At 60.8% G+C, this 22,140-nt stretch carries 18 protein-coding genes; 13 read left to right on the top strand and 5 right to left on the bottom strand.

The features are described 5' to 3' along the window. Window positions 1-61 precede the first annotated feature (61 nt). The 4 genes from rsmA to AC07W4_RS05410 are packed head-to-tail and all read right to left on the bottom strand — an operon-like array spanning window position 62 to window position 5,946. Window positions 62-871 carry a 16S rRNA (adenine(1518)-N(6)/adenine(1519)-N(6))-dimethyltransferase RsmA gene (gene rsmA / locus AC07W4_RS05425; RefSeq protein ID WP_495031763.1) on the bottom strand — a complete coding sequence of 270 codons (810 nt, stop codon included), beginning with the start codon at window positions 869-871 and terminating at the stop codon, window positions 62-64. Then, window positions 868-1,857, bottom strand: a complete 990-nt coding sequence (pdxA, locus tag AC07W4_RS05420; protein ID WP_495031762.1) for a 4-hydroxythreonine-4-phosphate dehydrogenase PdxA — start codon at window positions 1,855-1,857, stop codon at window positions 868-870. Before pdxA ends, rsmA begins: the two co-directional genes overlap by 4 nt. Next, window positions 1,854-3,170: a peptidylprolyl isomerase SurA gene (gene surA / locus AC07W4_RS05415; protein WP_495031761.1), complete on the bottom strand. Its 1,317-nt coding sequence runs from the start codon at window positions 3,168-3,170 to the stop codon at window positions 1,854-1,856. The genes pdxA and surA overlap by 4 nt, the downstream gene beginning before the upstream one ends. Continuing rightward, window positions 3,151-5,946: an LPS-assembly protein LptD gene (locus AC07W4_RS05410; RefSeq protein ID WP_495031760.1), complete on the bottom strand. Its 2,796-nt coding sequence runs from the start codon at window positions 5,944-5,946 to the stop codon at window positions 3,151-3,153. Before AC07W4_RS05410 ends, surA begins: the two co-directional genes overlap by 20 nt. A gap of 130 nt (window positions 5,947-6,076) precedes the next feature. On the opposite strand from AC07W4_RS05410, the gene AC07W4_RS05405 reads away from it, so the two are divergent. From AC07W4_RS05405 to AC07W4_RS05395, 3 genes are read left to right on the top strand one after another with little or no spacing between them, the layout of a single operon-like run. Continuing rightward, window positions 6,077-7,096 (top strand): aminoglycoside phosphotransferase family protein, encoded by a 1,020-nt coding sequence (locus AC07W4_RS05405; RefSeq protein WP_495031759.1) that lies wholly within the window; start codon window positions 6,077-6,079, stop codon window positions 7,094-7,096. Further along, window positions 7,093-7,764, top strand: coding sequence for an N-acetylmuramate alpha-1-phosphate uridylyltransferase MurU (murU, locus tag AC07W4_RS05400; protein ID WP_495031758.1), 672 nt, complete (start codon window positions 7,093-7,095; stop codon window positions 7,762-7,764). The genes AC07W4_RS05405 and murU overlap by 4 nt, the downstream gene beginning before the upstream one ends. 1 nt (window position 7,765) lies before the next feature. Then, window positions 7,766-8,533: a TerB family tellurite resistance protein gene (locus AC07W4_RS05395; protein WP_495031757.1), complete on the top strand. Its 768-nt coding sequence runs from the start codon at window positions 7,766-7,768 to the stop codon at window positions 8,531-8,533. 136 nt (window positions 8,534-8,669) lie between these two features. Here AC07W4_RS05395 and AC07W4_RS05390 read toward each other — a convergent pair whose 3' ends face one another. Then, window positions 8,670-9,659 carry an alpha/beta hydrolase family protein gene (locus AC07W4_RS05390; RefSeq protein WP_495031756.1) on the bottom strand — a complete coding sequence of 330 codons (990 nt, stop codon included), beginning with the start codon at window positions 9,657-9,659 and terminating at the stop codon, window positions 8,670-8,672. Between the two features lie 73 nt (window positions 9,660-9,732). On the opposite strand from AC07W4_RS05390, the gene AC07W4_RS05385 reads away from it, so the two are divergent. From AC07W4_RS05385 to trpE, 10 genes are all read left to right on the top strand, one after another. Beyond that, the gene (locus AC07W4_RS05385; protein WP_495031755.1) at window positions 9,733-12,129 is read left to right on the top strand and encodes a PAS domain-containing sensor histidine kinase; all 2,397 of its coding nucleotides are present in this window, start codon (window positions 9,733-9,735) and stop codon (window positions 12,127-12,129) included. Window positions 12,130-12,143: 14 nt separating this feature from the next. After that, window positions 12,144-12,773, top strand: coding sequence for a response regulator (locus AC07W4_RS05380; protein WP_008051638.1), 630 nt, complete (start codon window positions 12,144-12,146; stop codon window positions 12,771-12,773). Between the two features lie 343 nt (window positions 12,774-13,116). After that, window positions 13,117-14,241 (top strand): ABC transporter ATP-binding protein, encoded by a 1,125-nt coding sequence (locus AC07W4_RS05375; protein ID WP_046039490.1) that lies wholly within the window; start codon window positions 13,117-13,119, stop codon window positions 14,239-14,241. Between the two features lie 48 nt (window positions 14,242-14,289). Then, window positions 14,290-15,333: an ABC transporter substrate-binding protein gene (locus AC07W4_RS05370; protein ID WP_495031754.1), complete on the top strand. Its 1,044-nt coding sequence runs from the start codon at window positions 14,290-14,292 to the stop codon at window positions 15,331-15,333. A gap of 180 nt (window positions 15,334-15,513) precedes the next feature. Continuing rightward, the gene (locus AC07W4_RS05365; RefSeq protein WP_007980201.1) at window positions 15,514-16,761 is read left to right on the top strand and encodes an ABC transporter permease; all 1,248 of its coding nucleotides are present in this window, start codon (window positions 15,514-15,516) and stop codon (window positions 16,759-16,761) included. Between the two features lie 12 nt (window positions 16,762-16,773). Further along, a complete protein-coding gene (locus AC07W4_RS05360; RefSeq protein WP_007980200.1) occupies window positions 16,774-17,598 on the top strand; it encodes an ABC transporter permease in 825 nt (274 codons plus the stop codon). 220 nt (window positions 17,599-17,818) lie between these two features. Further along, window positions 17,819-18,967, top strand: a complete 1,149-nt coding sequence (locus AC07W4_RS05355; RefSeq protein WP_495031753.1) for an iron-containing alcohol dehydrogenase — start codon at window positions 17,819-17,821, stop codon at window positions 18,965-18,967. A gap of 115 nt (window positions 18,968-19,082) precedes the next feature. Beyond that, the gene (gene rpe / locus AC07W4_RS05350; protein WP_495031752.1) at window positions 19,083-19,757 is read left to right on the top strand and encodes a ribulose-phosphate 3-epimerase; all 675 of its coding nucleotides are present in this window, start codon (window positions 19,083-19,085) and stop codon (window positions 19,755-19,757) included. Beyond that, window positions 19,754-20,572, top strand: coding sequence for a phosphoglycolate phosphatase (locus tag AC07W4_RS05345; protein WP_008051643.1), 819 nt, complete (start codon window positions 19,754-19,756; stop codon window positions 20,570-20,572). Before rpe ends, AC07W4_RS05345 begins: the two co-directional genes overlap by 4 nt. A gap of 70 nt (window positions 20,573-20,642) precedes the next feature. Beyond that, window positions 20,643-22,124, top strand: a complete 1,482-nt coding sequence (gene trpE / locus AC07W4_RS05340; RefSeq protein ID WP_495031751.1) for an anthranilate synthase component I — start codon at window positions 20,643-20,645, stop codon at window positions 22,122-22,124. Window positions 22,125-22,140 lie beyond the last annotated feature (16 nt).

The following is a 22,140-nucleotide window of genomic DNA, read 5'->3' as shown; positions in this document are numbered from 1 at the left end:
CTAGGCCAAGTATCGGGTAGTAGACCAGAGTGGCGTCCTACCCGATAGCGCTCATCGCCTGTCAGTCGGCGACAGGCTTTTGTTCGCTGAGCTTGTCAGCCAGGCGTACGAACGCGGCCAGGTCGAGTTGCTCGGGACGCAGGCTGCCATCGACGCCGGCGGCTTCGATTTCGGCATTGCTCAGCAGCAGCTTGAGGGTGTTGCGCAGGGTTTTGCGGCGCTGGTTGAACGCTTCGCGCACGACGCGTTCCAGCAGGCGGTGATCCTTGGCCGGGTGTGGCAGTACCGCGTGGGGCACCAGGCGCACGATGGCGGAGTCGACTTTCGGCGGCGGGTTGAACGCGCCCGGGCCGACGTTGAACAGGTGTTCGACCCGGCAGTGATACTGAACCATGATCGACAACCGACCCCAGTCACCACCACCAGGACCGGCAGCCAGGCGCTCGACAACTTCCTTTTGCAGCATGAAGTGCATGTCGCGGATCAGGTGCGAGTTGTGCAGCAGGTGAAAAATCAGCGGCGTGGAGATGTTGTACGGCAGGTTGCCGACCACTCGCAGGCTGCCTGGCACGGCATTGAGGCTGTTGAAGTCGAACTTCAGCGCATCGCCCTGATGCAGGTTGAAGTTGCTCTTGCCGGCAAACTGCTGGTTGAGGATCGGGATCAGGTCCTTGTCCAGTTCCACCACATCGAGTTGCGCGCCGCTGCTGAGCAGGCCTTGGGTCAGTGCGCCCTGGCCCGGGCCGATTTCCAGCAGGCGGTCTTCTGCCTTGGCATGAATGGAACGCAGGATTCGGTCGATAACGCCTGCATCGTGCAGGAAGTTCTGGCCAAAGCGTTTGCGCGCCTTGTGTTGGTAATGCTCGGTCATAAACGGGTCTCGGCCATCTGGTAGGCGGTTTCCAGGGCGACTTGCAGGCTGCCGGTATCGATTCTGCCGCTGCCGGCCAGGTCCAGGGCGGTGCCGTGGTCGACCGAGGTGCGGATGATCGGCAAGCCGAGGGTCACGTTGACTGCCGCGCCGAAGCCTTTGTACTTCAGCACCGGCAAGCCCTGGTCGTGGTACATCGCCAGCACCGCATCGCAGTGCTCCAGATATTTGGGGGTAAACAGAGTGTCGGCGGGCAGGGGGCCGCGAAGGTCCATGCCCTCGCCGCGCAGGCGCTCTAATGTGGGTTCGATGATATCGATTTCTTCATGGCCCAGGTGCCCGCCTTCGCCGGCATGGGGGTTGAGCCCGCAGACCAGGATGCGTGGCCGGGCGATGCCGAACTTGTTTTGCAGGTCGGCGTGCAGGATTCGCGTAACGCGTTCCAGACGCTCCGGCGTGATTGCATCGGCAATCTCGCGAAGGGGCAGGTGAGTGGTCACCAGGGCCACGCGCAAACCGTGCGTGGCCAGCATCATCACCACTTGCGCGGTGTGGGTCAGGTCGGCGAGGAATTCCGTGTGCCCGGAGAAGGCGATGCCGGATTCGTTGATGACGCCTTTGTGCACCGGCGCGGTAATCATGCCGGCGAAATCTCCGCTCAGGCAACCCTGGCCGGCGCGGGTCAGGGTTTCCAGTACAAAGGCGGCGTTGGCCTTGTCCAGTTGCCCGGCGACGACCTTGGCATTGAGCGGTGTATCCCAGACATACAGGCTGTTGGCTGGCGCGGGTGCGTCCGGCCAGTTGTCCGGTGTGACCGGCAGCAGATCGACAGCCACGCCCAGTTGCACGGCCCGCTCAATGAGCAGGTCGCGGCTGGTAATGGCAATCAGGGGGTGAGGCTGGGCTTGCGAGGCGAGCAGCAGGCACAGGTCGGGACCTATGCCGGCCGGTTCGCCGGGTGTCAGCGCGAAACGTTGGGGTTTCACTGTGCTGCCTGGTCGGCGCCAGGGAGTTTGATTTCCACGTACGCTTCGTCACGGATCTGACGCAGCCAGGTCTGCAGCTCTTCGTCGTATTTGCGGTTACGCAAAACGGTCATCGCTTGCTGCTCGCGAGCCTGTGAGGTGCTGTCAGTGGCGCGACGGCCAAGGACTTCCAGGACATGCCAGCCGTATTGAGTCTGGAACGGCCTGGACAGCTGACCTTGCGGGGTCTTGGCCATCACTTCGCGGAATTCGGGCACCAGTGCGTTCGGGTCGATCCAGTTCAGGTCGCCGCCGTTGAGGGCGGATCCCGGGTCTTCCGAGTAGCTTTTCGCCAGCTCGCCAAAGTCTTCGCCCGCCTCGATTCGGCTGTAGAGCGACTCTGCCAGGGCCTTGGTTTTTGCTTCGTCGCGGATCGGGCTCGGCTTGACCAGGATGTGGCGCACATGCACTTCGTCGCGCATCTGGGTCTGGCCACCACGCTTGTCGAGGACCTTCAGGATGATGAAGCCGCCCGGGGTGCGCATTGGCTGGGTGACATCACCCACCGGCATGGTGCTCAGCAGGCGATCGAACGGCGGAGGCAATTGAGCGGCTTTACGCCAGCCCATGTCGCCACCTTCCAGTGCGGTTTCGCTGGCGGACTTGGCGATTGCCAATTGACCGAAGTCAGCGCCTTGCTTGAGCTGCTGGTAAATCGCATCGGCCTGTTTGGCTGCATTCTGAATCGCGTCGGAGTTGGCGCTTTCCGGCGTGGGAATCAGGATGTTGGCCAGATGGAACTCTTCGGACAGCTGCATTTTGCCCAGGTCGGATGCCAGGAAGTTCTTCACTTCCTGCTCGGAGACCTGAATGCGTTCGGCGACCCGACGCTGGCGTACACGGCTGATGACCATTTCGCGGCGTATCTGCTCACGTGCGTCGTCGTAGGACAAACCGTCGCGAGTCAGGGCGGCGCGGAACTGCTCGACAGACATGTTGTTGCGCTGGGCAATGGTGCCGACAGCCTGGTTCAACTCTTCGTCAGTAATGCGGATGCCGGAGCGCTCGCCGATCTGCAATTGCAGGTTTTCGACGATCAGACGCTCAAGTACCTGCTGCTCCAGCACGCTTGCCGGCGGTACGGCAGACCCGCGCTTGGCGATGGTTTGCTGAACTTCATGAACCCGTTGGTCCAGTTGACTCTGCATGACCACGTCGTTGTCGACGATGGCCACCACTTTATCGATGGACTGTACGGCGGCGCTCGCCGCCGTACTCAGGAACAGCGCGCCCAGCATCAGCGGGCGCAGACAATCAGAAAGCTTGGTCTTCACGTTCACGATAACCTTGAATGCCTTTGTCGAGGAAGCTCTCTACCTTGGCGCCAGTCAGGCCGCCGAGCCCCTTCAGAACAATTTGGAGGAAGACGCCATGGTCGCCTTTTTCGTTTTGCGGTGCTTCCTGACTGAACTCGTCATAGGAAACCCAGTAACGGTTGATCAGGCGCAGTTTCCAGCAGCAGTTGTCGTACTCGAAACCACCGAAGGCTTCCAGGGTGCGGTTGCGGTTGTAGTCATACTGCCAACGGGTAATGGCGTTCCATTGCGGCACGACCGGCCAGATCACCGAGAAGTCGTGCTGTTCGATCTTGTAGTAATCCTTCACGTAGCCAGGAGTGCCAGGGGTGCCGTAGTCACCGCCAAACTGCCATTCGCCAGTGTTCTGGTTGTAGATCACCTGGTCGTTACGATAGCGATAGCCGGCGTTGATAACCTTGTTCGGGTTGTCTTCAGGCTGGTAGTGGAACATCGCGCTGCCCGAGCGAGGGCTGCGGTTGTCCGGGTCCCAGTTGTAGTCGGCCGTGGTGCGCCAGTCGCGGTTCCAGCGGTATTCGTATTCCAGTGCGTACGGCGAAACGCTGGCTTGGGCATCGGCGCGGGTTTTTGGATTGATACCAGGCAACTGAACCTCGCGGTCCTTGAAGTACAAGGCCTGGCCTACGCTGATGCGTTGACGTTCGAATCCGTTGTCTTCGATCCAGCGGCTGGTCACGCCCAGGGACAGTTTGTTTTCGTCGCCGACACGGTCGGAGCCGGAGAAACGGTTGTCACGAAACAGAGACGCATAGTTGAAGGTGTATTCGCTGGTATCGAATACCGGAATGTCTTCCTGGTCGACCTCAGGCACGTACAGGTAGAACAGGCGTGGCTCGAGGGTCTGGCGGTAGTTCTTGCCGAAATACTGGGTATTGCGATCGAAGTACAAGCCGCTGTCGATGCTGGCGATCGGTACGCTGCGGTTCTGGTTGGTGTCGAAGGTACCGCTTAGCTTGTCCTGCTGTGGAGTTTGCTGAGCAATTTGAGCCTTGCCGATGCTGTCCAGATCCAGTTGATACTGGGTGTACTGGTACTTGAGCTTCGGTTTCAGGAAACCGTACGTCGTGTTCATCGGCAGACTGATGGCAGGCGCAAGATTCAGGCGGTCGCCGTTGGCGCGAGCCAAGCCTCGGATGTTGTTATCAATGCGCGGCGTTACATTACCGTCTTCGTCGGAGTAGTTGCCGGTCTCCAGGTCTCGATCAAACCGGACAAGTTCGGTTTCGTAGGAGAAGTTCAAGCCTTCGGGATGATACGGCAGCGCGCCATTGAAGGTGATCTGCGGCAAACGGTCGTACGGTGTAATGTTCGAAACGGTCGCCAGTTGATAGGCCTGGGCATTTACGCGAGCGGTATAGCTGTCGCCGCGATAGGTGACAGAGCCCTGCTGGTTCACGTAGTCCTGGCTTTTCACGCCAATCTGGTCGGTCTGCAGATCCTGGAAGTAATACGGATCGCTGATCTTGGTGTAGTCGACTTGCGTGAGCGTTCGCGAGTCGAGACCGCCCTTGTGCTGCCAGTTGTACATGTAGCGGGTTTTTTCGGCGTCGGTCTGCTTATCGCGTTCGTTGCTTTCGTCGTTGAGGTACGCCGCGCCGAACTGGCCTTCGCTGGACTTGGTCAGGTAGCGGAATTCGCCTTCCATCAACAAGCCGTGCTTTTCCATGTAGCGTGGGTACAACGTGGCATCGTAGTTCGGCGCCAGGTTGAAGTAGTACGGGGTGACCAGCATGAAGCCGGTATCGCTGCCGGTGCCGATGGTCGGCGGCAGGAAGCCGGACTGGCGACGGTCGTCGATCGGGAAATAGATGTACGGCGTGTACAGGACCGGAATGTCCTTGACCCGCAGCGTCACGTTGGTCGCCGTACCGAAACCGGTGGCCGGGTTCAGGGTGATGTTGTTGCCCTTGAGCTGCCAGGCGTTGCTGTTCGGTTCGCACGTGGTGTACGTACCATCCTTGAGGCGGATGATCGCGTTCTCGGCACGTTTGGCGTACAGCGCATTACCGCGGATGCGGGATTTGTGCATCACGTATTCGGCGTTGTCGACCTTGGCTTCACCCGTGTCGAGCTGCACGTCGGCGTGATCGCCCACGATCAGCGCGCCGTTGTCGCGAATGCGCACGTTGCCGTTCAGCTCGCCACGACTTTCGGCCTGGTACAGGTTGGCTTCGTCGGCTTCGACCTGCATGCTGCCCTGGCGCATGACCACGTCACCGGCCAGGGTCGCAATTTGCTCATCCTGCTTATAGCGGGAGGCTTTTGCGCCGATAAAGGTTGGAGCGTCACTTTTATTCGTTTTGTCATCCATGCCAGGACGAATCGGTTCGATATAGGAACCGGAGCAATAAGGACCGGTTTCGGCCAATTGTGCGGCGGTGAGCTGCTCGCGGGGAACCCAGTCGAGGTGGCTGTAGTCTGCGCTACGCGATGTCAGGCCACGGCCTTTGGATTCGGTGACCAGCACCGGCTTGGTGCCGGCCTCTTCACTGGAACCGTTCTCGGCCGGGGCTTCGCCGGTGGCGGAAACTGCGCTGCCGTCATGGACGGGACGCGGTGGCAATGCAGCCGCCGGCGTCTTTGGCGCACAGTCCCAGGAACCCGAAGCAGAGACTGAGCAGTCAAACTGTTCCGCGGCGACCACGTAGGAAGTGGCAAGGGGTTGCAGCGCCAGCAAACTGCCGGTAACCAACAACGGAAATTTTTTACGAAACGCGGGGGATTTCAATGCCATCTTATTAGTCCGGGCTTCCTGCGTGCCATCTGCCCGCGGTGTGGGCCGCACGCCTCTCGATGGTCTGAAAAAGATGCTGGATAATAAAGCATGACCCGCTTGACGGCTAGCGCCGTCGGAGACCCTTGCAATGCCTGATCAAGATGTACGCTTGCAACACCTGAAAGTTTGGCTCGATGAACAATTGGCGACCCTGTTTGCTGAACAGGGCTGGGGCATCGTACCCCCGGCCACGTTGACTGCGGCCAGCAGCGACGCGAGTTTCCGTCGGTATTTCCGTTGGGAAGGCGGTGACAAAAGTTTCATCGTGATGGACGCGCCGCCGCCCCAGGAAAACTGCAAACCCTTCGTGGATATTGCCTTTTTGCTGGCGAAGTCCGGAATAAATGTGCCGAAAATTTATGCCGAAGACCTCGAACGCGGCTTTCTTTTGCTCAATGACCTGGGCAACAAGACCTATCTGGATGTCATCGACAGCGAAAACGCCGACGATTTGTTCAAGGATGCACTGCAAGCGTTGCTGGCTTTCCAGCAGTTGCCGATGGTTGCGCCTCTGCCGAGCTATGACGTGGCCTTGTTGCGTCGTGAGCTGGAACTGTTCCCCGAGTGGTACGTGAAACGCGAACTGGGCATCGAATTCGACGCGGCGCAACAAGTGCTCTGGCAGCAGGTCAGCGAACTGTTGATCGACAGCGCCCTGGCACAGCCCAAAGTCCTGGTACATCGCGACTACATGCCGCGCAACCTGATGCTCAGCCAGCCCAATCCCGGTGTGCTGGATTTCCAGGATGCGGTGTATGGCCCGGTGACCTACGACGTGACCTGCCTGTTCAAGGACGCATTCCTCAGTTGGCCCGCGGAGCGTGTGCACGGCTGGCTCGAAAGCTACTGGCAACAAGCGGGGTCCCTCGGGATTCCGGTCCAGCCCGACTTCGAGGACTTCCTGCGTGCCAGCGACTTGATGGGCGTGCAACGTCACCTGAAAGTCATCGGCATTTTTGCGCGCATCTGCCATCGCGACGGCAAACCGCGTTATCTGGGTGATGTGCCGCGTTTCTTTGCGTACATAGAAGCAGTGATCGCTCGCCGCCCTGAACTGGCCGAACTGGATGTGCTGCTGGCCAGTCTGCGCGCCGGAGTGAAAGCATGAAGGCAATGATTCTGGCCGCGGGTAAAGGCGAGCGCATGCGCCCGCTGACCCTGACCACGCCAAAGCCGCTGGTTCGTGCAGGCGGCGTGCCGCTGATCGAGTATCACCTGCGAGCGCTGGCCGCCGCCGGGTTCATCGACATCGTGATCAATCACGCCTGGCTCGGTCAGCAGATCGAAGACTATCTGGGCGATGGATCGCGTTATGGCGTGAGCATTCAGTACTCGGCCGAAGGTGAGCCCCTGGAAACCGGCGGCGGGATTTTTCGCGCGTTGCCGTTGCTGGGGGATGAAGCGTTTGTCGTGGTCAACGGCGACATCTGGACCGATTACGACTTCAGCGTGCTACATCAGCCCATCAACGGCCTGGCGCATCTGGTGCTGGTCAGCAACCCGTCCCATCATCCGGCCGGGGACTTCAGCCTGGTCGAAACGCAGGTGCACGACGGTCAGTCAGAGGTTGGTACCCTGACCTACAGTGGCATCGCCGTGTTGCATCCGCAGTTGTTCGACGGTTGCACCGCGGGGGCCTTCAAGCTCGCGCCGCTGTTGCGCAGGGCCATGGCTGACGGGCAGGTGACCGGCGAGCAGTTGAGGGGACACTGGGTCGATGTCGGCACTCACGAGCGACTGGCCGAAGTTGAAACATTAATAGAAGCGAGCCGCTGACATGCTGTGGCCAGGGACTCTGATCGGAGCCGGAGCAGGCTTTGCCATAGCCAGCATTCCGGGGGCCATTCTCGGCGCGTTGTTGGGGCAGGCGCTGGATCGGCGCTTGCACCTGCAAAGCTGGGGACACTTGCGGGAAAAACTGGGCGGTCGCCCGGTGCTGCGTAACGATGAATTGCTGTTTGTTCTGTTGGGGCGACTGGCCAAGTGTGATGGCCAGGTGATGTCCGGGCACATCGAACAGGCCCGGGCGGAAATGCGCTCGCTGGACATGTCCGAGTCGGCCCGGCGTCGTGCGATTGCCGCGTTCAATCGCGGCAAGTCGGGCCGTGACCGGCTGCGTGGTTATCTGCGTCGCCTGAGTGCCCAGCCCCATGCGGCGGAAGGTGTTTTGCGCGCCTGCTGGCGAATGGTCTGGGCCGATGGTCGTGCCGGCAGCGGTGAACGTCAATTGATTGGCCAATGGGGCAAGTGGCTGGGCTGGACGCCCCATCAGGTGCAGGCTTTGGCCCACGACTATGAGCCGCAGAAACGGCCGCTGGGCAACAGTGCGCCAAGTTATCAGGACGCGTTGAGGCTTTTGGGGGTGTCGGCCACCACTGAGCCGGCGCAGATCAAGCGTGCGTATCGGCGCCTGCTCAGTCGCCATCATCCGGACAAGATTGCCGGCAGTGGCGCGACGGCGATGCAGGTGCGTGAGGCCACCGAGCGAACGCGTGAACTGCATAATGCCTACACGCTGATTCGGGAGCGGCGGGATTTTCGCTAGCTCCGGCTGAGGTGTTGTCTGTAATGCTGCCATCGCGAGCAAGCTCGCTCCCACAGGTTTTGTGTCGTTCGTAATTTTGTGATCGGCATAAAGCCTGTGGGAGCGGGCTTGCTCGCGAATGAAGCGCCTCGGTCTGTCAGTCTGTCGCAGGCTGCGGATTCAACCAGCCCCGCACCCGCCGGAACAATTGCTCCTGTTCGGCCTTGCTATCCGGCAAGGCCTTGAGCGCGACCTGACTGAATGTCGAGGACTTCTGGCGTTTGCTGGCCTGCAGGCGCTCCAGTGCGGCGTTGCGGTCCAGCGCTTTGTCCTTGTAGAAAATATCAGCAGTTGGCAGTTTCAGGGTAGGGCTCAGCTCGGCCAGTCCGGGCGTGGTCGCCACAGGTGTCCGGGCGGCAACCATCACCAGTTTTTCTACCTGCGATGGCTGCTTCTCGCTCAGGTAGCGCGCTGCCCAATAGGCGCCAGTGCCATGCCCCAGCACCACGATGCTGCGGGCGCTTTGCTGTTCGGCAAACGCGATCGCCGCGTCGATCCGGGCAAAGATGCGCTCGGCATCTGCCTTGGACTGCTCCTCAGCGGTTTCGGCAATGGGCTTGTCGGCTACATCGGCCTCGCCACCGGCCACCTGTTCGATAGGGGCGGCGGTGGTTGAGTCTTTACTGGCGTTTTCGGCGGCCTTGGGAGCCGGCGCCGCTTCCACGATTCGTGGCGCAATGGCATCGCTTTGCAGGTCCGGCAAGGTGATACTCAGGCTGCTCCACTCGGCATCCGGCAATTTGCGCCGCAAAGGGCCGACGGCTTGCGGCCAGTCAACGGTTTCACCGGCGCCCGGGATGATAATCACCGCGCCTTTGGGTTCGGCGGTATTGGCCGGTTTCCACAAGGCCAGAAAGGTGTCGCTGCCTGCTTGCAGTGGTTGCTGTTCCTGAGCCGGGATTTTTCGCTCAAGTGCAGTCGCTTCTTCCTGACTACGCTCAGGCAGCGGCTGACGTTCGAGTGGTTTTTCTTCGGCGGTTTTTTCCTCCACGGCAGGCGCCGGGTCGGCCGCCTTGGCGGAAAAAGCGCAAGGCAGGATCAGCGACAGGCACAATGCTGGCAGTGCCAGGCGGTAGACAGGGGGCATCGGATATTCCAGGCCAGAAGATGTTCCGGCAGCCTAATGGGTTGGTCAGTATTTGTCAGTGTGTGAGAGTTCAATGATGCGTTTTCGCTGCCTGTGGGTTATCGGCTGTTTGTGGTTTCCCTTGATGGGCTGGGCGGCCGCCGCGCCTGCGGCGCCTGTTGCCCAGCTTTCCCCGAAACAGCAGCACTGGCTGGCGCAGCAGGGCGAGTTGCGGGTCGGCCTGGTGTTGCAGGCGCCCTATGCGCAATACGATCGCCGCTTGCAGCGCCTGTCCGGGGTGAATGTCGAGTTGATGAAGTGGCTGGCAAAAAACCTCAATGTCGAACTGAGCTGGCGTAATTTCCCCGACCTTGAACAATTGGAAGCCGCGGCCCGCGAAGGCGAAATCGACATCGCTCCGGGGTTGACCCAGACCCCAGGCGGGCTGCGCCTCTGGCAGTTTTCCGACCCTTACATGCGGGTGCCGCAATTGGTGGTCAGCGACCAGAAAAGCGCCGGCGCGGTCGAGCTGGAAAAGCTCGACAGCCAGACCCGCGTCGCCGTGCGCATGCCCAGTGCCATCGCCGATTACCTGCGCGGCAACTACCCGCACCTGAATCTGCAAGGCGTACCGATGGAGCGCCAGGCATTGCAATTATTGGTCGGCCAGCAGGCGACTTATGCGGTGATCGATGAGGCGCAACTGGGACGCTTGTCGGTCGAGTCGGAGTTCGCCGGGCTGGTGGTGGTGGGGGACGTCGGCCTGCCGCAACTGCTGCGGGTGGCCACGCTCCGCGACAAGCCGGAACTGGCGGGCATCGTCGAAAGTGCATTGCGGGCGATCCCGGCCAAGGATCTGGAGCAACTGCACAATCAATGGCTGCAACCCAAATATCCACGGCTCACCGAGTCTCCGGGGTTTTGGCAAAACCTCTGCCTGCTGCTGGCCGTGCTGGCGTTGAGCTGCATGGCCATCGTGGTCTGGCAGCGTCGCCAGCAGCACAACCTGGAGCAGCGCCTGTTGGCCGCGCAGGAGGACATCGCCTTGCGCGCCGCCAGCGAAGAGGCCTTGCGCCTCACTCAGTTCTCTATCGACCAGAGCACCGTCGGTATCCTCTGGGTCAACTGGGACAGCCATGTGCGCTACGCCAACCGTGCGGCGGAAAGCATGCTGGGCTATCCGCCTGGCGGGATCATTGATCGGCCCCTGATCGATTTCGAGCCTGGCCTGCACATGGACCGTTGGCTGAACCTGTGGAAGCGCGCCAGGGCCAGTGAAGACGGCCCGCAAAGCTTCGAATCCAATTGCGTGCGGGCCGATGGCAGCATCCTGCCGGCCGATGTCTCGTTGAGTTTCCTGCGCTTTCGTGATGGCGAATACCTGGTGGTTTACCTCAACGATGTCACCGAGCGGCGCCGTGCTCTGGCGGCCTTGCAGGAAAGCGAAGCGCGGCTGCAAGGCATCGCCGCCAACGTTCCGGGACTGGTTTTCCGGTTGGAGCGGGCGCCAGTGACCGGTCAAATCGACTTTGCCTACATCAGCGAAGGCAGCGAAAGCCTGGTGGGTTACTCGCCGGCCACGCTGGCGCATCGCGATAAAGGCCTGCGCAGTCTCGTGCATCCGGATGACAAGGCCAGCTATCACCAGACCCAGGATCATGCGCTGGATACCGACAGCGACTGGTCGTGGCAGGGGCGAATCCTTACGCGTCAGGGTGAGCAGCGCTGGGCGGAAATCAAGGCCATCACCCGTCGGCTGGAAGACGGCGCCTATGTCTGGGACGGGATCGTCTGGGACATCAGCGAAAGCAAGCGCATCGAACTTGAACTGGCCAGCTCTCGGGAGCAGCTGCGTGAGTTGTCCGCGCATCTGGAAAGCGTGCGCGAAGAAGAAAAAGCGCGCATTGCCCGGGAAGTTCACGACGAGTTGGGTCAGATGCTGACCGTATTGAAGCTGGAAACGTCGATGTGCGAACTGGCCTACGCGCAACTTGATCCGGGCCTGAACGAGCGCCTTGGCAGCATGAAGCGCCTGATTGCTCAACTGTTCCAATTGGTTCGCGACGTGGCGACCGCATTGCGCCCGCCGATTCTCGATGCCGGCATTGCCTCGGCCATCGAATGGCAGGCCCGACGATTCGAGGCGCGTACGCAGATCCCGTGTCTGGTGCAGGTGCCGGACAATTTGCCAGTGCTCAGCGATGCGAAGGCAATCGGCCTGTTTCGAATCCTTCAGGAGGCGCTGACCAATGTCATGCGGCACGCCCAGGCGCATACTGTTGAACTGACACTGACCCTTGAAGGCGATGAGTTGTGTCTGACGGTCAGCGATGATGGAGTAGGATTTGTCGCCGCGCCGGGCAGGCCAACATCCTTTGGGATCGTCGGAATGCGTGAGCGGGTGTTGATTATGGGCGGTGAGTTATCCCTTGAGAGTGAGCCGGGTGAAGGCACCTCCCTAAGCGTGCGAGTACCGCTCGATAGATCTTGAATCTGGAGAAGAACGTGATCCGTGTACTGGTAGCCGAGGACCACACCATTGTCCGCGAAGGCATCAAGCAGTTGATCGGCCTGGCCAAGGACTTGCTGGTGGTGGGGGAGGCGAGCAATGGCGAGCAGTTGCTCGACACCTTGCGTCATGTGCCCTGCGAAGTGGTGTTGCTGGACATCTCCATGCCGGGCGTCAACGGCCTGGAAGCGATTCCGCGGATTCGCGCCTTGAACAATCCACCGGCGATCCTGGTGCTGTCGATGCACGATGAAGCGCAAATGGCCGCCCGGGCGTTGAAGGTGGGCGCTGCGGGTTATGCGACCAAGGACAGCGACCCGGCGCTGTTGCTGACGGCCATTCGCAAAGTGGCGTCAGGCGGGCGTTATATCGACCCGGAACTGGCCGACCGCATGGTTTTCGAGGTCGGTCTTACCGACTCGCGGCCATTGCACTCGCTGCTCTCCGAGCGCGAATTTTCAGTGTTCGAACGCCTGGCCCAGGGCGCCAACGTCAATGACATCGCCCAGCAACTGGCGCTGAGCAGCAAGACCATCAGCACCCACAAGGCGCGACTGATGCAAAAGCTCAACATCACTTCGCTGGCGGAACTGGTGAAGTACGCGATGGAACACAAGCTCCTCTAAAGCACACCGCCGTCCAATGTGGGAGCGGGCTTGCTCGCGAAAGCAGTGTGCCAGTCGACATATCCGGGCCTGATACACCGCTTTCGCGAGCAAGCCCGCTCCCACAAGTCCGGTGGTGGCATACCGATTTGCGACACTGTTCAAAACCGCATCGGCTTGTTCTTGCGGCCTGTAACTGAGCGCTCGCCTCTGTGCTTGCCAAAACGCGCCATCCTTGTAGGGCAATCCCTACCCCCAGCCTTCCATCCGGCTGAGGCCAATCTCTCTTGCGCCCCGATTTGCGCGGTCCCCGGCGTACACTAGGCTTAGTCCCACAGCAGTCATCAATAACAAAGGTGTGGGTATGAGCCAGGTCGATTCAAGCGCAGGGGCCAATGATGTTCTGGTCAGCTTTCGTGGAGTGCAGAAGAGCTACGACGGCGAGAACCTGATCGTCAAGGACCTCAACCTGGACATTCGCAAAGGCGAATTCCTCACGTTGCTCGGGCCGTCCGGCTCCGGCAAGACCACCAGCCTGATGATGCTCGCCGGTTTCGAAACGCCGACCGCGGGCGAAATCCTGTTGGCCGGGCGCGCCATCAACAACGTGCCGCCGCACAAGCGCGACATCGGCATGGTGTTCCAGAACTACGCACTGTTCCCGCACATGACGGTGGCCGAGAACCTGGCATTCCCGCTGACCGTGCGCGGCATGAACAAGAGCGACGTCAGTGCCCGGGTCAAGCGCGTGCTGAGCATGGTCCAGCTCGATGCCTTCGCCCAGCGTTACCCGGCGCAGCTCTCCGGCGGCCAGCAACAGCGTGTGGCATTGGCCCGGGCGCTGGTGTTCGAGCCGCAACTGGTGCTGATGGACGAACCTCTTGGCGCACTCGACAAACAACTGCGTGAACACATGCAGATGGAGATCAAGCATCTGCACCAGCGCCTGGGCGTCACCGTGGTCTACGTGACCCACGATCAGGGCGAAGCCTTGACCATGTCCGACCGTGTGGCGGTTTTCCACCAGGGCGAAATCCAGCAGATCGCGCCACCGCGCACCCTCTACGAAGAGCCGAAGAACACCTTCGTCGCCAACTTCATCGGCGAGAACAACCGACTTAATGGCCGCCTGCACAGCCAAACCGGCGACCGTTGCATTGTCGAGCTCGGACGCGGCGAAAAGGTGGAAGCCCTGGCGGTCAACGTCGGCCAGACCGGTGAGCCGGTGACCCTGTCCATTCGTCCAGAGCGAGTAAGCCTCAATGGCTCCAGCGACCAATGCGTAAACCGCTTCTCCGGGCGAGTCGAGGAATTCATCTATCTGGGCGACCACGTCCGGGTTCGCATGGAAGTCTGCGGCAAGACTGACTTCTTCGTGAAACAGCCGATTGCCGAGCTTGATCCCTCGCTCGCCGTCGGCGACGTGGTACCGCTTGGCTGGCAGGTCGAGCACGTTCGTGCACTCGACCCACTTCTAGAGGCGCATTGATCGCCCCGGCAACACCAACACCAACCCTGCACGTGGAGAGAACAATAAATGTTGAGATCCCTGAAATTCACCGCTTTGGCACTGGGCATGATGGGCGCGGCACACGCAATGGCGGCCGGCCCGGACCTGACCGTGGTGTCCTTTGGCGGCGCGAACAAGGCGGCTCAGGTCAAAGCCTTCTACGCACCGTGGGAAGCGGCAGGCAATGGCAAGATCGTGGCCGGCGAGTACAACGGCGAAATGGCCAAGGTCAAGGCCATGGTCGATACCAAGAGCGTGTCCTGGGATCTGGTAGAGGTTGAATCGCCGGAGCTGTCCCGTGGTTGCGACGAGGACATGTTCGAGCAACTTGATCCGAAGTTGTTCGGCAAGACCGAAGACTACGTCAAGGGCGCTATTCAGCCATGCGGCGTGGGTTTCTTCGTGTGGTCGACCGTGCTGGCCTACAACGCCGACAAACTGAAAAGCGCACCGACCAGTTGGGTGGATTTCTGGGACACCAAGCAGTTCCCGGGCAAGCGTGGCCTGCGCAAGGGCGCCAAGTACACCCTGGAATTCGCACTGATGGCCGACGGCGTTGCACCGAAAGACGTCTACAAGGTGCTGGCCGGCAAGGACGGTCAGGACCGCGCGTTCAAGAAACTCGATGAGCTCAAGCCGAACATCCAGTGGTGGGAAGCCGGCGCACAACCGCCGCAATACCTCGCTTCCGGTGACGTGGTCATGAGCTCGGCCTACAACGGCCGGATCGCTGCCGTGCAGAAAGAAAGCAACCTGAAAGTGGTGTGGAACGGCGGCATCTACGACTTCGACGCATGGGCCATTCCAAAAGGTCTGGATGCCAAACGCGCCGAAGCTGCGAAGAAATTCATCGCCTTCTCGGTGTTGCCACAGCAGCAGAAGACCTACTCGGAAAACATCGCCTACGGCCCGGCCAACACTCAGGCCGTACCCTTGCTGGCCAAGGATGTCCTGAAAGACATGCCGACCACCCCGGAAAACATCGCCAACCAGGTGCAGATCGACGTCAGCTTCTGGGCTGACAACGGCGAGCAACTGGAACAGCGCTTCAACGCCTGGGCTGCCAAATAAGCAGAACCTTGTGATGGTGGGCTTACCCCACCTGTGGGAGCGGGCTTGCTCGCGAAAACGGAGTGTCAGTCAACAGCGATGCTGAATGTGCTGATGCCTTCGCGAGCAAGCCCGCTCCCACAATAACGATCGAGGTGGTATTTCCATCTCTGTAACGATCAAAGATTCCCGGAGTACGTCATGGCTATCGCCGTTCCCCTGAACGAGGGCACCAGCCCCACCTTGAAGCAGCGGCTCAAGCACGCCGAGCGGGTCAACCGCTGGAAGGCCCAGGCGTTGATCGCGCCGCTGGTGCTGTTTCTGTTGTTGGTGTTCCTGGTGCCGATCGTGGCGCTGCTCTACAAAAGCGTTGGCAATCCGGAAGTGGTCGGCGGCATGCCGCGCACCGTGACCGCCATCGCCAGTTGGGACGGCCGCGGCCTGCCCGCTGAACCGGTTTATAAAGCAGCGGCCGAAGACCTCGCCGAGGCTCGCAAGAATCAGACCCTGGGCGATCTGTCCAAGCGGCTGAACATGGAACTGGCCGGCTACCGCAGCCTGCTGACCAAAACCGCCCGCGCCTTGCCGCTCGCCACTGAGCCGGCTTCTTATAAAGAAGCGCTGGAAGGCCTCGATGAGCGTTGGGGCGACCCGGCCTACTGGCAAGCGGTGCGTCGCAACACCAGCAGCATCACCCCGTATTACCTGTTGGCGGCTGTCGATCATCGCATCGACGACCTCGGCGAAATCGCTCCGGCCACCCCGGATCAGGCGATCTACCTCGACATCTTCGCTCGCACCTTCTGGATGGGCCTGATCATCACCGTGATCTGCCTGGTGCTGGCGTATCCCCTGGCTTATCTGCTGGCGAACCTGCCGTCGCGTCAGAGCAACCTGCTGATGATCCTGGTGCTGTTGCCGTTCTGGACCTCGATCCTGGTACGCGTCGCGGCGTGGATCGTGTTGCTGCAATCGGGTGGCCTGATCAACAGCGGTCTGATGGCCATGGGGATCATCGATAAGCCGATCGAGCTGGTGTTCAACCGCGTCGGTGTCTACATCTCCATGGTGCACATCCTGCTGCCGTTCATGATCCTGCCGATCTACAGCGTTATGAAAGGCATCTCGCCGACCTACATGCGCGCCGCGATTTCCCTCGGCTGCCATCCGTTCGCCAGCTTCTGGCGGGTGTACTTCCCGCAGACCTATGCCGGCGTCGGCGCCGGTTGCCTGTTGGTGTTCATCCTCGCCATCGGCTACTACATCACCCCGGCGTTGCTGGGCAGCCCGAACGATCAGATGGTCAGCTACTTTGTCGCCTTCTACACCAACACCAGCATCAACTGGGGCATGGCGACCGCACTCGGTGGGCTGCTGTTGCTCGCGACGGTTGTGCTTTATCTGATTTACAGCTGGCTGGTAGGCGCAAGCCGCCTGCGCCTGAGTTAAGGGGAGAACGAAATGCTGAGTCCTTATATGTCGCCCATCGAACGGGTGTGGTTCTACAGCTTGCGGATTCTCTGCGGCTTGATTCTGTTGTTCCTGATCCTGCCGGTGCTGGTGATCATTCCGCTGTCGTTCAACTCCGGCAGCTTCCTGGTGTACCCGCTGCAAGGCTTCTCGCTGCAGTGGTATCACGACTTCTTCGCCTCGGCGGAGTGGATGCGCGCCCTGAAGAACAGCATCATCGTCGCCCCGGCGGCCACGGTGCTGGCGATGGTCTTCGGTACGCTGGCGGCGATCGGCCTGACCCGGGGCGACTTCCCCGGCAAGGCGCTGGTGATGGCGCTGGTGATTTCACCGATGGTGGTGCCGGTGGTGATCATTGGTGTGGCCAGTTACCTGTTCTTTGCTCCACTGGGATTGGGTAACAGCTTCTTCTCGCTGATCGTGGTACATGCGGTATTGGGTGTGCCGTTCGTGATCATTACCGTGTCGGCGACCTTGCAGGGGTTCAATCACAACCTGGTGCGGGCTGCTGCGAGCCTGGGTGCTTCGCCACTGACCACGTTCCGCCGTGTGACCTTGCCGCTGATTGCACCGGGCGTGATCTCCGGGGCGCTGTTTGCCTTCGCGACGTCGTTCGATGAGGTGGTGGTGACGCTGTTCCTCGCCGGCCCTGAACAAGCGACCCTGCCACGGCAGATGTTCAGCGGCATCCGCGAAAACCTCAGCCCGACCATCGCCGCCGCCGCGACGCTGCTGATTGCTTTCTCGGTGATCCTGCTGCTGACCCTGGAATGGCTACGTGGGCGTAGCGAGAAACTGCGTACTGCGCAGGTCTGAAGCCGAACCCGGTAAAAATGTGGGAGCGGGCTTGCTCGCGAAAGCGGAGTGTCAGCTGATGTATTAGTTGAATGACACACCGCCTTCGCGAGCAAGCCCGCTCCCACAGTTGTTTGTGGCGTTTTTGGGGTGCCCGGTCATTCACGACCTGAATGGCAGACAAACCCCAATCCCCAGCTACTATTGTGCCCAGCTCCCCTACCGATAAGAGGCTGCGCACATGAGTCTTTCCTCTTTCAAAATCGCTCACAAACTGATCACCGGCGCAGGTGCCATCGAGCAACTGGCCGCCGAGCTGACACGTCTGGACATCGACAACCCGCTGATCGTCACCGATGCCGCCCTGGTCAAGTCCGGCACGGTAGAGCTGGCACTGGCGCAGTTGGGCGAACGCAGTTACGAGATTTTCGACAGGGTGTTGCCGGACCCTGAAATCGCCATCGTCGAAGATTGCATGCAGGTCTATCGCGACGGCGGGCATGACGGCTTGATTGGCCTCGGCGGCGGCAGTGCAATCGACATTGCCAAGAGCGTGGCGGCCTACGCCGGGTACCACGGTGCGCTGGAGGATCTGTTCGGTATCGATCAGGTCCCGCGCAAAGGCCCGCCGCTGATCGCCATCCCGACCACCGCTGGCACCGGTTCGGAAGTGACCAACGTCGCTATCCTTTCCGACAAGGTCGCGCAACTGAAGAAGGGCATTGTCAGCGACTATCTGTTACCCGATGTGGCGCTGGTCAGTCCGCAAATGACCCTGACCTGTCCGCGCGGCGTCACGGCGGCCAGCGGCGTCGATGCGCTGGTGCATGCCATCGAGTCCTATCTGTCGGTCAACGCCTCGCCGATTACCGATGCCCTGGCCATCGGCGCCATCAAGTTGATCGCCAAGGCTCTGCCCAAGGCCTACGCCAACCCGTCGAACCTGCAAGCCCGGGAAGACATGGCCACTGCCAGCCTGATGGCCGGTATGGCGTTCGGCAATGCCGGGGTCGGCGCGGTGCATGCGTTGGCGTATCCGCTGGGCGGGCGCTTCAACATTGCCCATGGCGTCAGTAATGCTTTGCTACTGCCCCATGTCATGACCTGGAACAAGATGGCCTGCATCGAACGCATGCAGGATATCGCCGAGGCCATGGGCGTGAAGACCGCTCATCTGAGTGTCAACGACGCGGCTGACAAAGCCGTGCAAGCCATGACCGAGCTGTGTGCCGCCGTGGAAATTCCCCAGGGCCTGCACAGTTTCGGTGTACCTGAAGACGCCATTGCGTCCATGGCCGTGGAAGCGGCGGGGATTGAGCGCCTGATGCGCAATAACCCTCGCAAGTTGAGTGCCGTCGATATCGAGAAGATCTATCGCGCGGCGTACTAGAGGCTCTGCCGTCGATGGATGATGGCAAGGTCCAATCATCGCGCTCACGGTGCGCGCGTCAAAGCATGAGGTATACAATGCGCGCCATCGTGATTCTGCTCAGAAAAGGTGCGTCATGCAGCCCTTCGTAATTGCTCCGTCGATTCTCTCCGCCGACTTCGCCCGCCTGGGTGAAGAAGTGGACAACGTCCTGGCCGCCGGCGCCGACTTCGTGCACTTCGATGTCATGGACAACCACTACGTACCAAACCTGACCATCGGCCCGATGGTCTGCTCGGCACTGCGCAAGTACGGCGTGACAGCGCCGATCGACGCGCACCTGATGGTCAGCCCGGTGGACCGCATCGTTGGCGACTTCATCGAAGCCGGTGCGACCTACATCACCTTCCACCCGGAAGCCACCCAGCACGTCGACCGTTCCCTGCAACTGATCCGCGAAGGCGGCTGCAAGTCGGGCCTGGTGTTCAACCCGGCGACTCCGCTGGATGTGCTCAAGTACGTAATGGACAAGGTCGACATGATCCTGCTGATGAGCGTCAACCCGGGCTTCGGCGGGCAGAAGTTCATCCCTGGTACCCTCGACAAGCTGCGCGAAGCGCGGGCGTTGATCGATGCGTCGGGCCGTGACATTCGCCTGGAAATCGACGGCGGCGTGAACGTGAACAACATTCGCGAAATCGCGGCGGCAGGCGCTGACACCTTCGTCGCCGGCTCGGCCATCTTCAATGCGCCGAACTATCAGGAAGTCATCGAGCAGATGCGCTCCGAACTGGCGCTGGCTCGCCCATGAGCGGCTTTGAGCAGTTGTTCCCGGGGCAACTGCCGCGGCTGGTGATGTTCGATCTGGACGGTACCTTGATCGACTCTGTCCCGGACCTGGCAGTGGCTGTGGACAAGATGCTGCTCAAACTCGGTCGCAAGCCCGCCGGTCTGGACGCGGTACGCGAATGGGTCGGCAACGGCGCGCCGGTGCTGGTGCGTCGTGCGCTGGCTGGCGCTATCGATCATTCGGCGGTCGATAACCACGAGGCCGAACAGGCGCTGGAGTATTTCATGCAGGCTTATGGCGAGAGCCATGAGTTGACCGTGGTTTATCCCGGCGTGCGCGACACCCTCAAATGGCTGAAAAAGCAGGGCGTCGAGATGGCGCTGATCACCAACAAGCCGGAGCGTTTCGTCGCGCCGCTGCTGGACCAGATGAAAATCGGCCGTTATTTCCGCTGGATCATCGGCGGCGACACCCTGCCACAGAAAAAACCCGACCCGGCCGCGCTGTTTTTCGTGATGAAAATGGCCAACATTCCGGCTTCGCAGTCGTTGTTTGTCGGCGATTCGCGCAGCGATGTGCTGGCGGCGAAAGCGGCGGGGGTCAAGTGCGTGGCCCTGAGCTACGGCTATAACCACGGTCGGCCGATCGCGGAAGAATCGCCGGCAATGGTGATCGACGACCTGCGCAAGCTAATTCCCGGTTGCCTGGATCCAGCCGCTGAGATAACGTTGGCCGACGCTGTCAAACCCCCTTCTGGAAACGCCATCGTGGTGGTCACTCGCAAACTCTGGATGAAAGTCATCAAGGCCCTGGCCCGCTGGCGTTGGCGCGCCTGACTTGATTCTGGCCGGTTATCCGGCGCGTTTGCATACCTGACTGTTCGACCCTCAAGCCACGAGGCACCTCATGATCCGCGAAGAATTCCTGCGTTTGGCCGCTGCCGGCTACAACCGCATCCCGCTTGCCTGCGAAACCCTGGCCGACTTCGACACGCCGCTGTCGATCTATCTGAAGCTGGCCGACGAGCCCAACTCCTACTTGCTGGAGTCCGTACAGGGCGGCGAGAAGTGGGGCCGTTACTCGATCATCGGCCTGCCGTGCCGCACCGTGCTGCGGGTTCACGATCATCACGTCAGTGTGACCGTCGATGGCGTAGAGACCGAGAGCCACGACGTGGAAGACCCGCTGGCCTTCGTCGAAGCCTTCAAGGCGCGCTACAACGTGCCGACCATTGCCGGCCTGCCGCGTTTCAACGGCGGCCTGGTGGGTTACTTCGGCTATGACTGCGTGCGTTATGTCGAGAAGCGCCTGGGCAAATGCCCGAATCCGGACCCGCTGGGCGTACCGGACATTCTGCTGATGGTGTCCGACGCCGTGGTGGTGTTCGATAACCTGGCTGGCAAGATGCACGCCATCGTCCTGGCCGACCCGGCGCAGGAAGACGCCTTCGAACAAGGTCGCGCGCGCCTGGAAGAGCTGCTGGAAAAACTCCGCCAGCCGATCACCCCACGCCGTGGCCTGGACTTCAGCAAGCAACAATCGGCTGACCCGGTGTTCCGCTCCAGCTTCACCCAGAGCGATTACGAAAAAGCCGTCGACACCATCAAGGAATACATCCTGGCCGGTGATTGCATGCAGGTCGTGCCGTCCCAGCGCATGTCGATCGACTTCAAGGCGGCACCCATCGATCTGTACCGCGCGCTGCGCTGCTTCAACCCGACGCCTTACATGTACTTCTTCAACTTCGGCGACTTCCATGTCGTCGGCAGTTCGCCGGAAGTACTGGTGCGGGTTGAAGACAACCTGATCACTGTGCGCCCGATTGCAGGTACCCGTCCACGGGGCGCCAACGAAGAGGCTGACCTGGCGCTGGAAAAAGACCTGCTGTCGGACGACAAGGAAATCGCCGAACACTTGATGCTGATTGACCTGGGTCGTAACGACACCGGTCGCGTTTCGGAAATCGGTTCGGTGAAGCTCACCGAGAAGATGGTCATCGAGCGTTACTCCAACGTGATGCACATTGTGTCCAACGTCACCGGGCAACTGAAAGCCGGGCTGACGGCCATGGACGCACTGCGGGCGATTCTGCCGGCGGGCACCTTGTCCGGTGCGCCGAAGATTCGCGCGATGGAAATCATCGACGAACTGGAACCGGTCAAGCGTGGCGTCTACGGCGGTGCGGTCGGTTACTTCGCCTGGAACGGCAACATGGACACCGCCATTGCGATCCGCACGGCGGTGATCAAGAACGGCGAACTGCATGTGCAGGCCGGTGGCGGCATCGTCGCCGACTCGGTGCCGGCGCTGGAATGGGAAGAAACCCTGAACAAGCGCCGCGCGATGTTCCGCGCCGTTGCCCTGGCCGAACAAACTCCGGACGCCTGATTTCACGCAAAAAACT

The sequence above is a fragment of the Pseudomonas sp. GW821-FHT02A08 genome (genome assembly GCF_059422045.1).
This window is presented reverse-complemented; position numbering and strand designations above follow the sequence as displayed.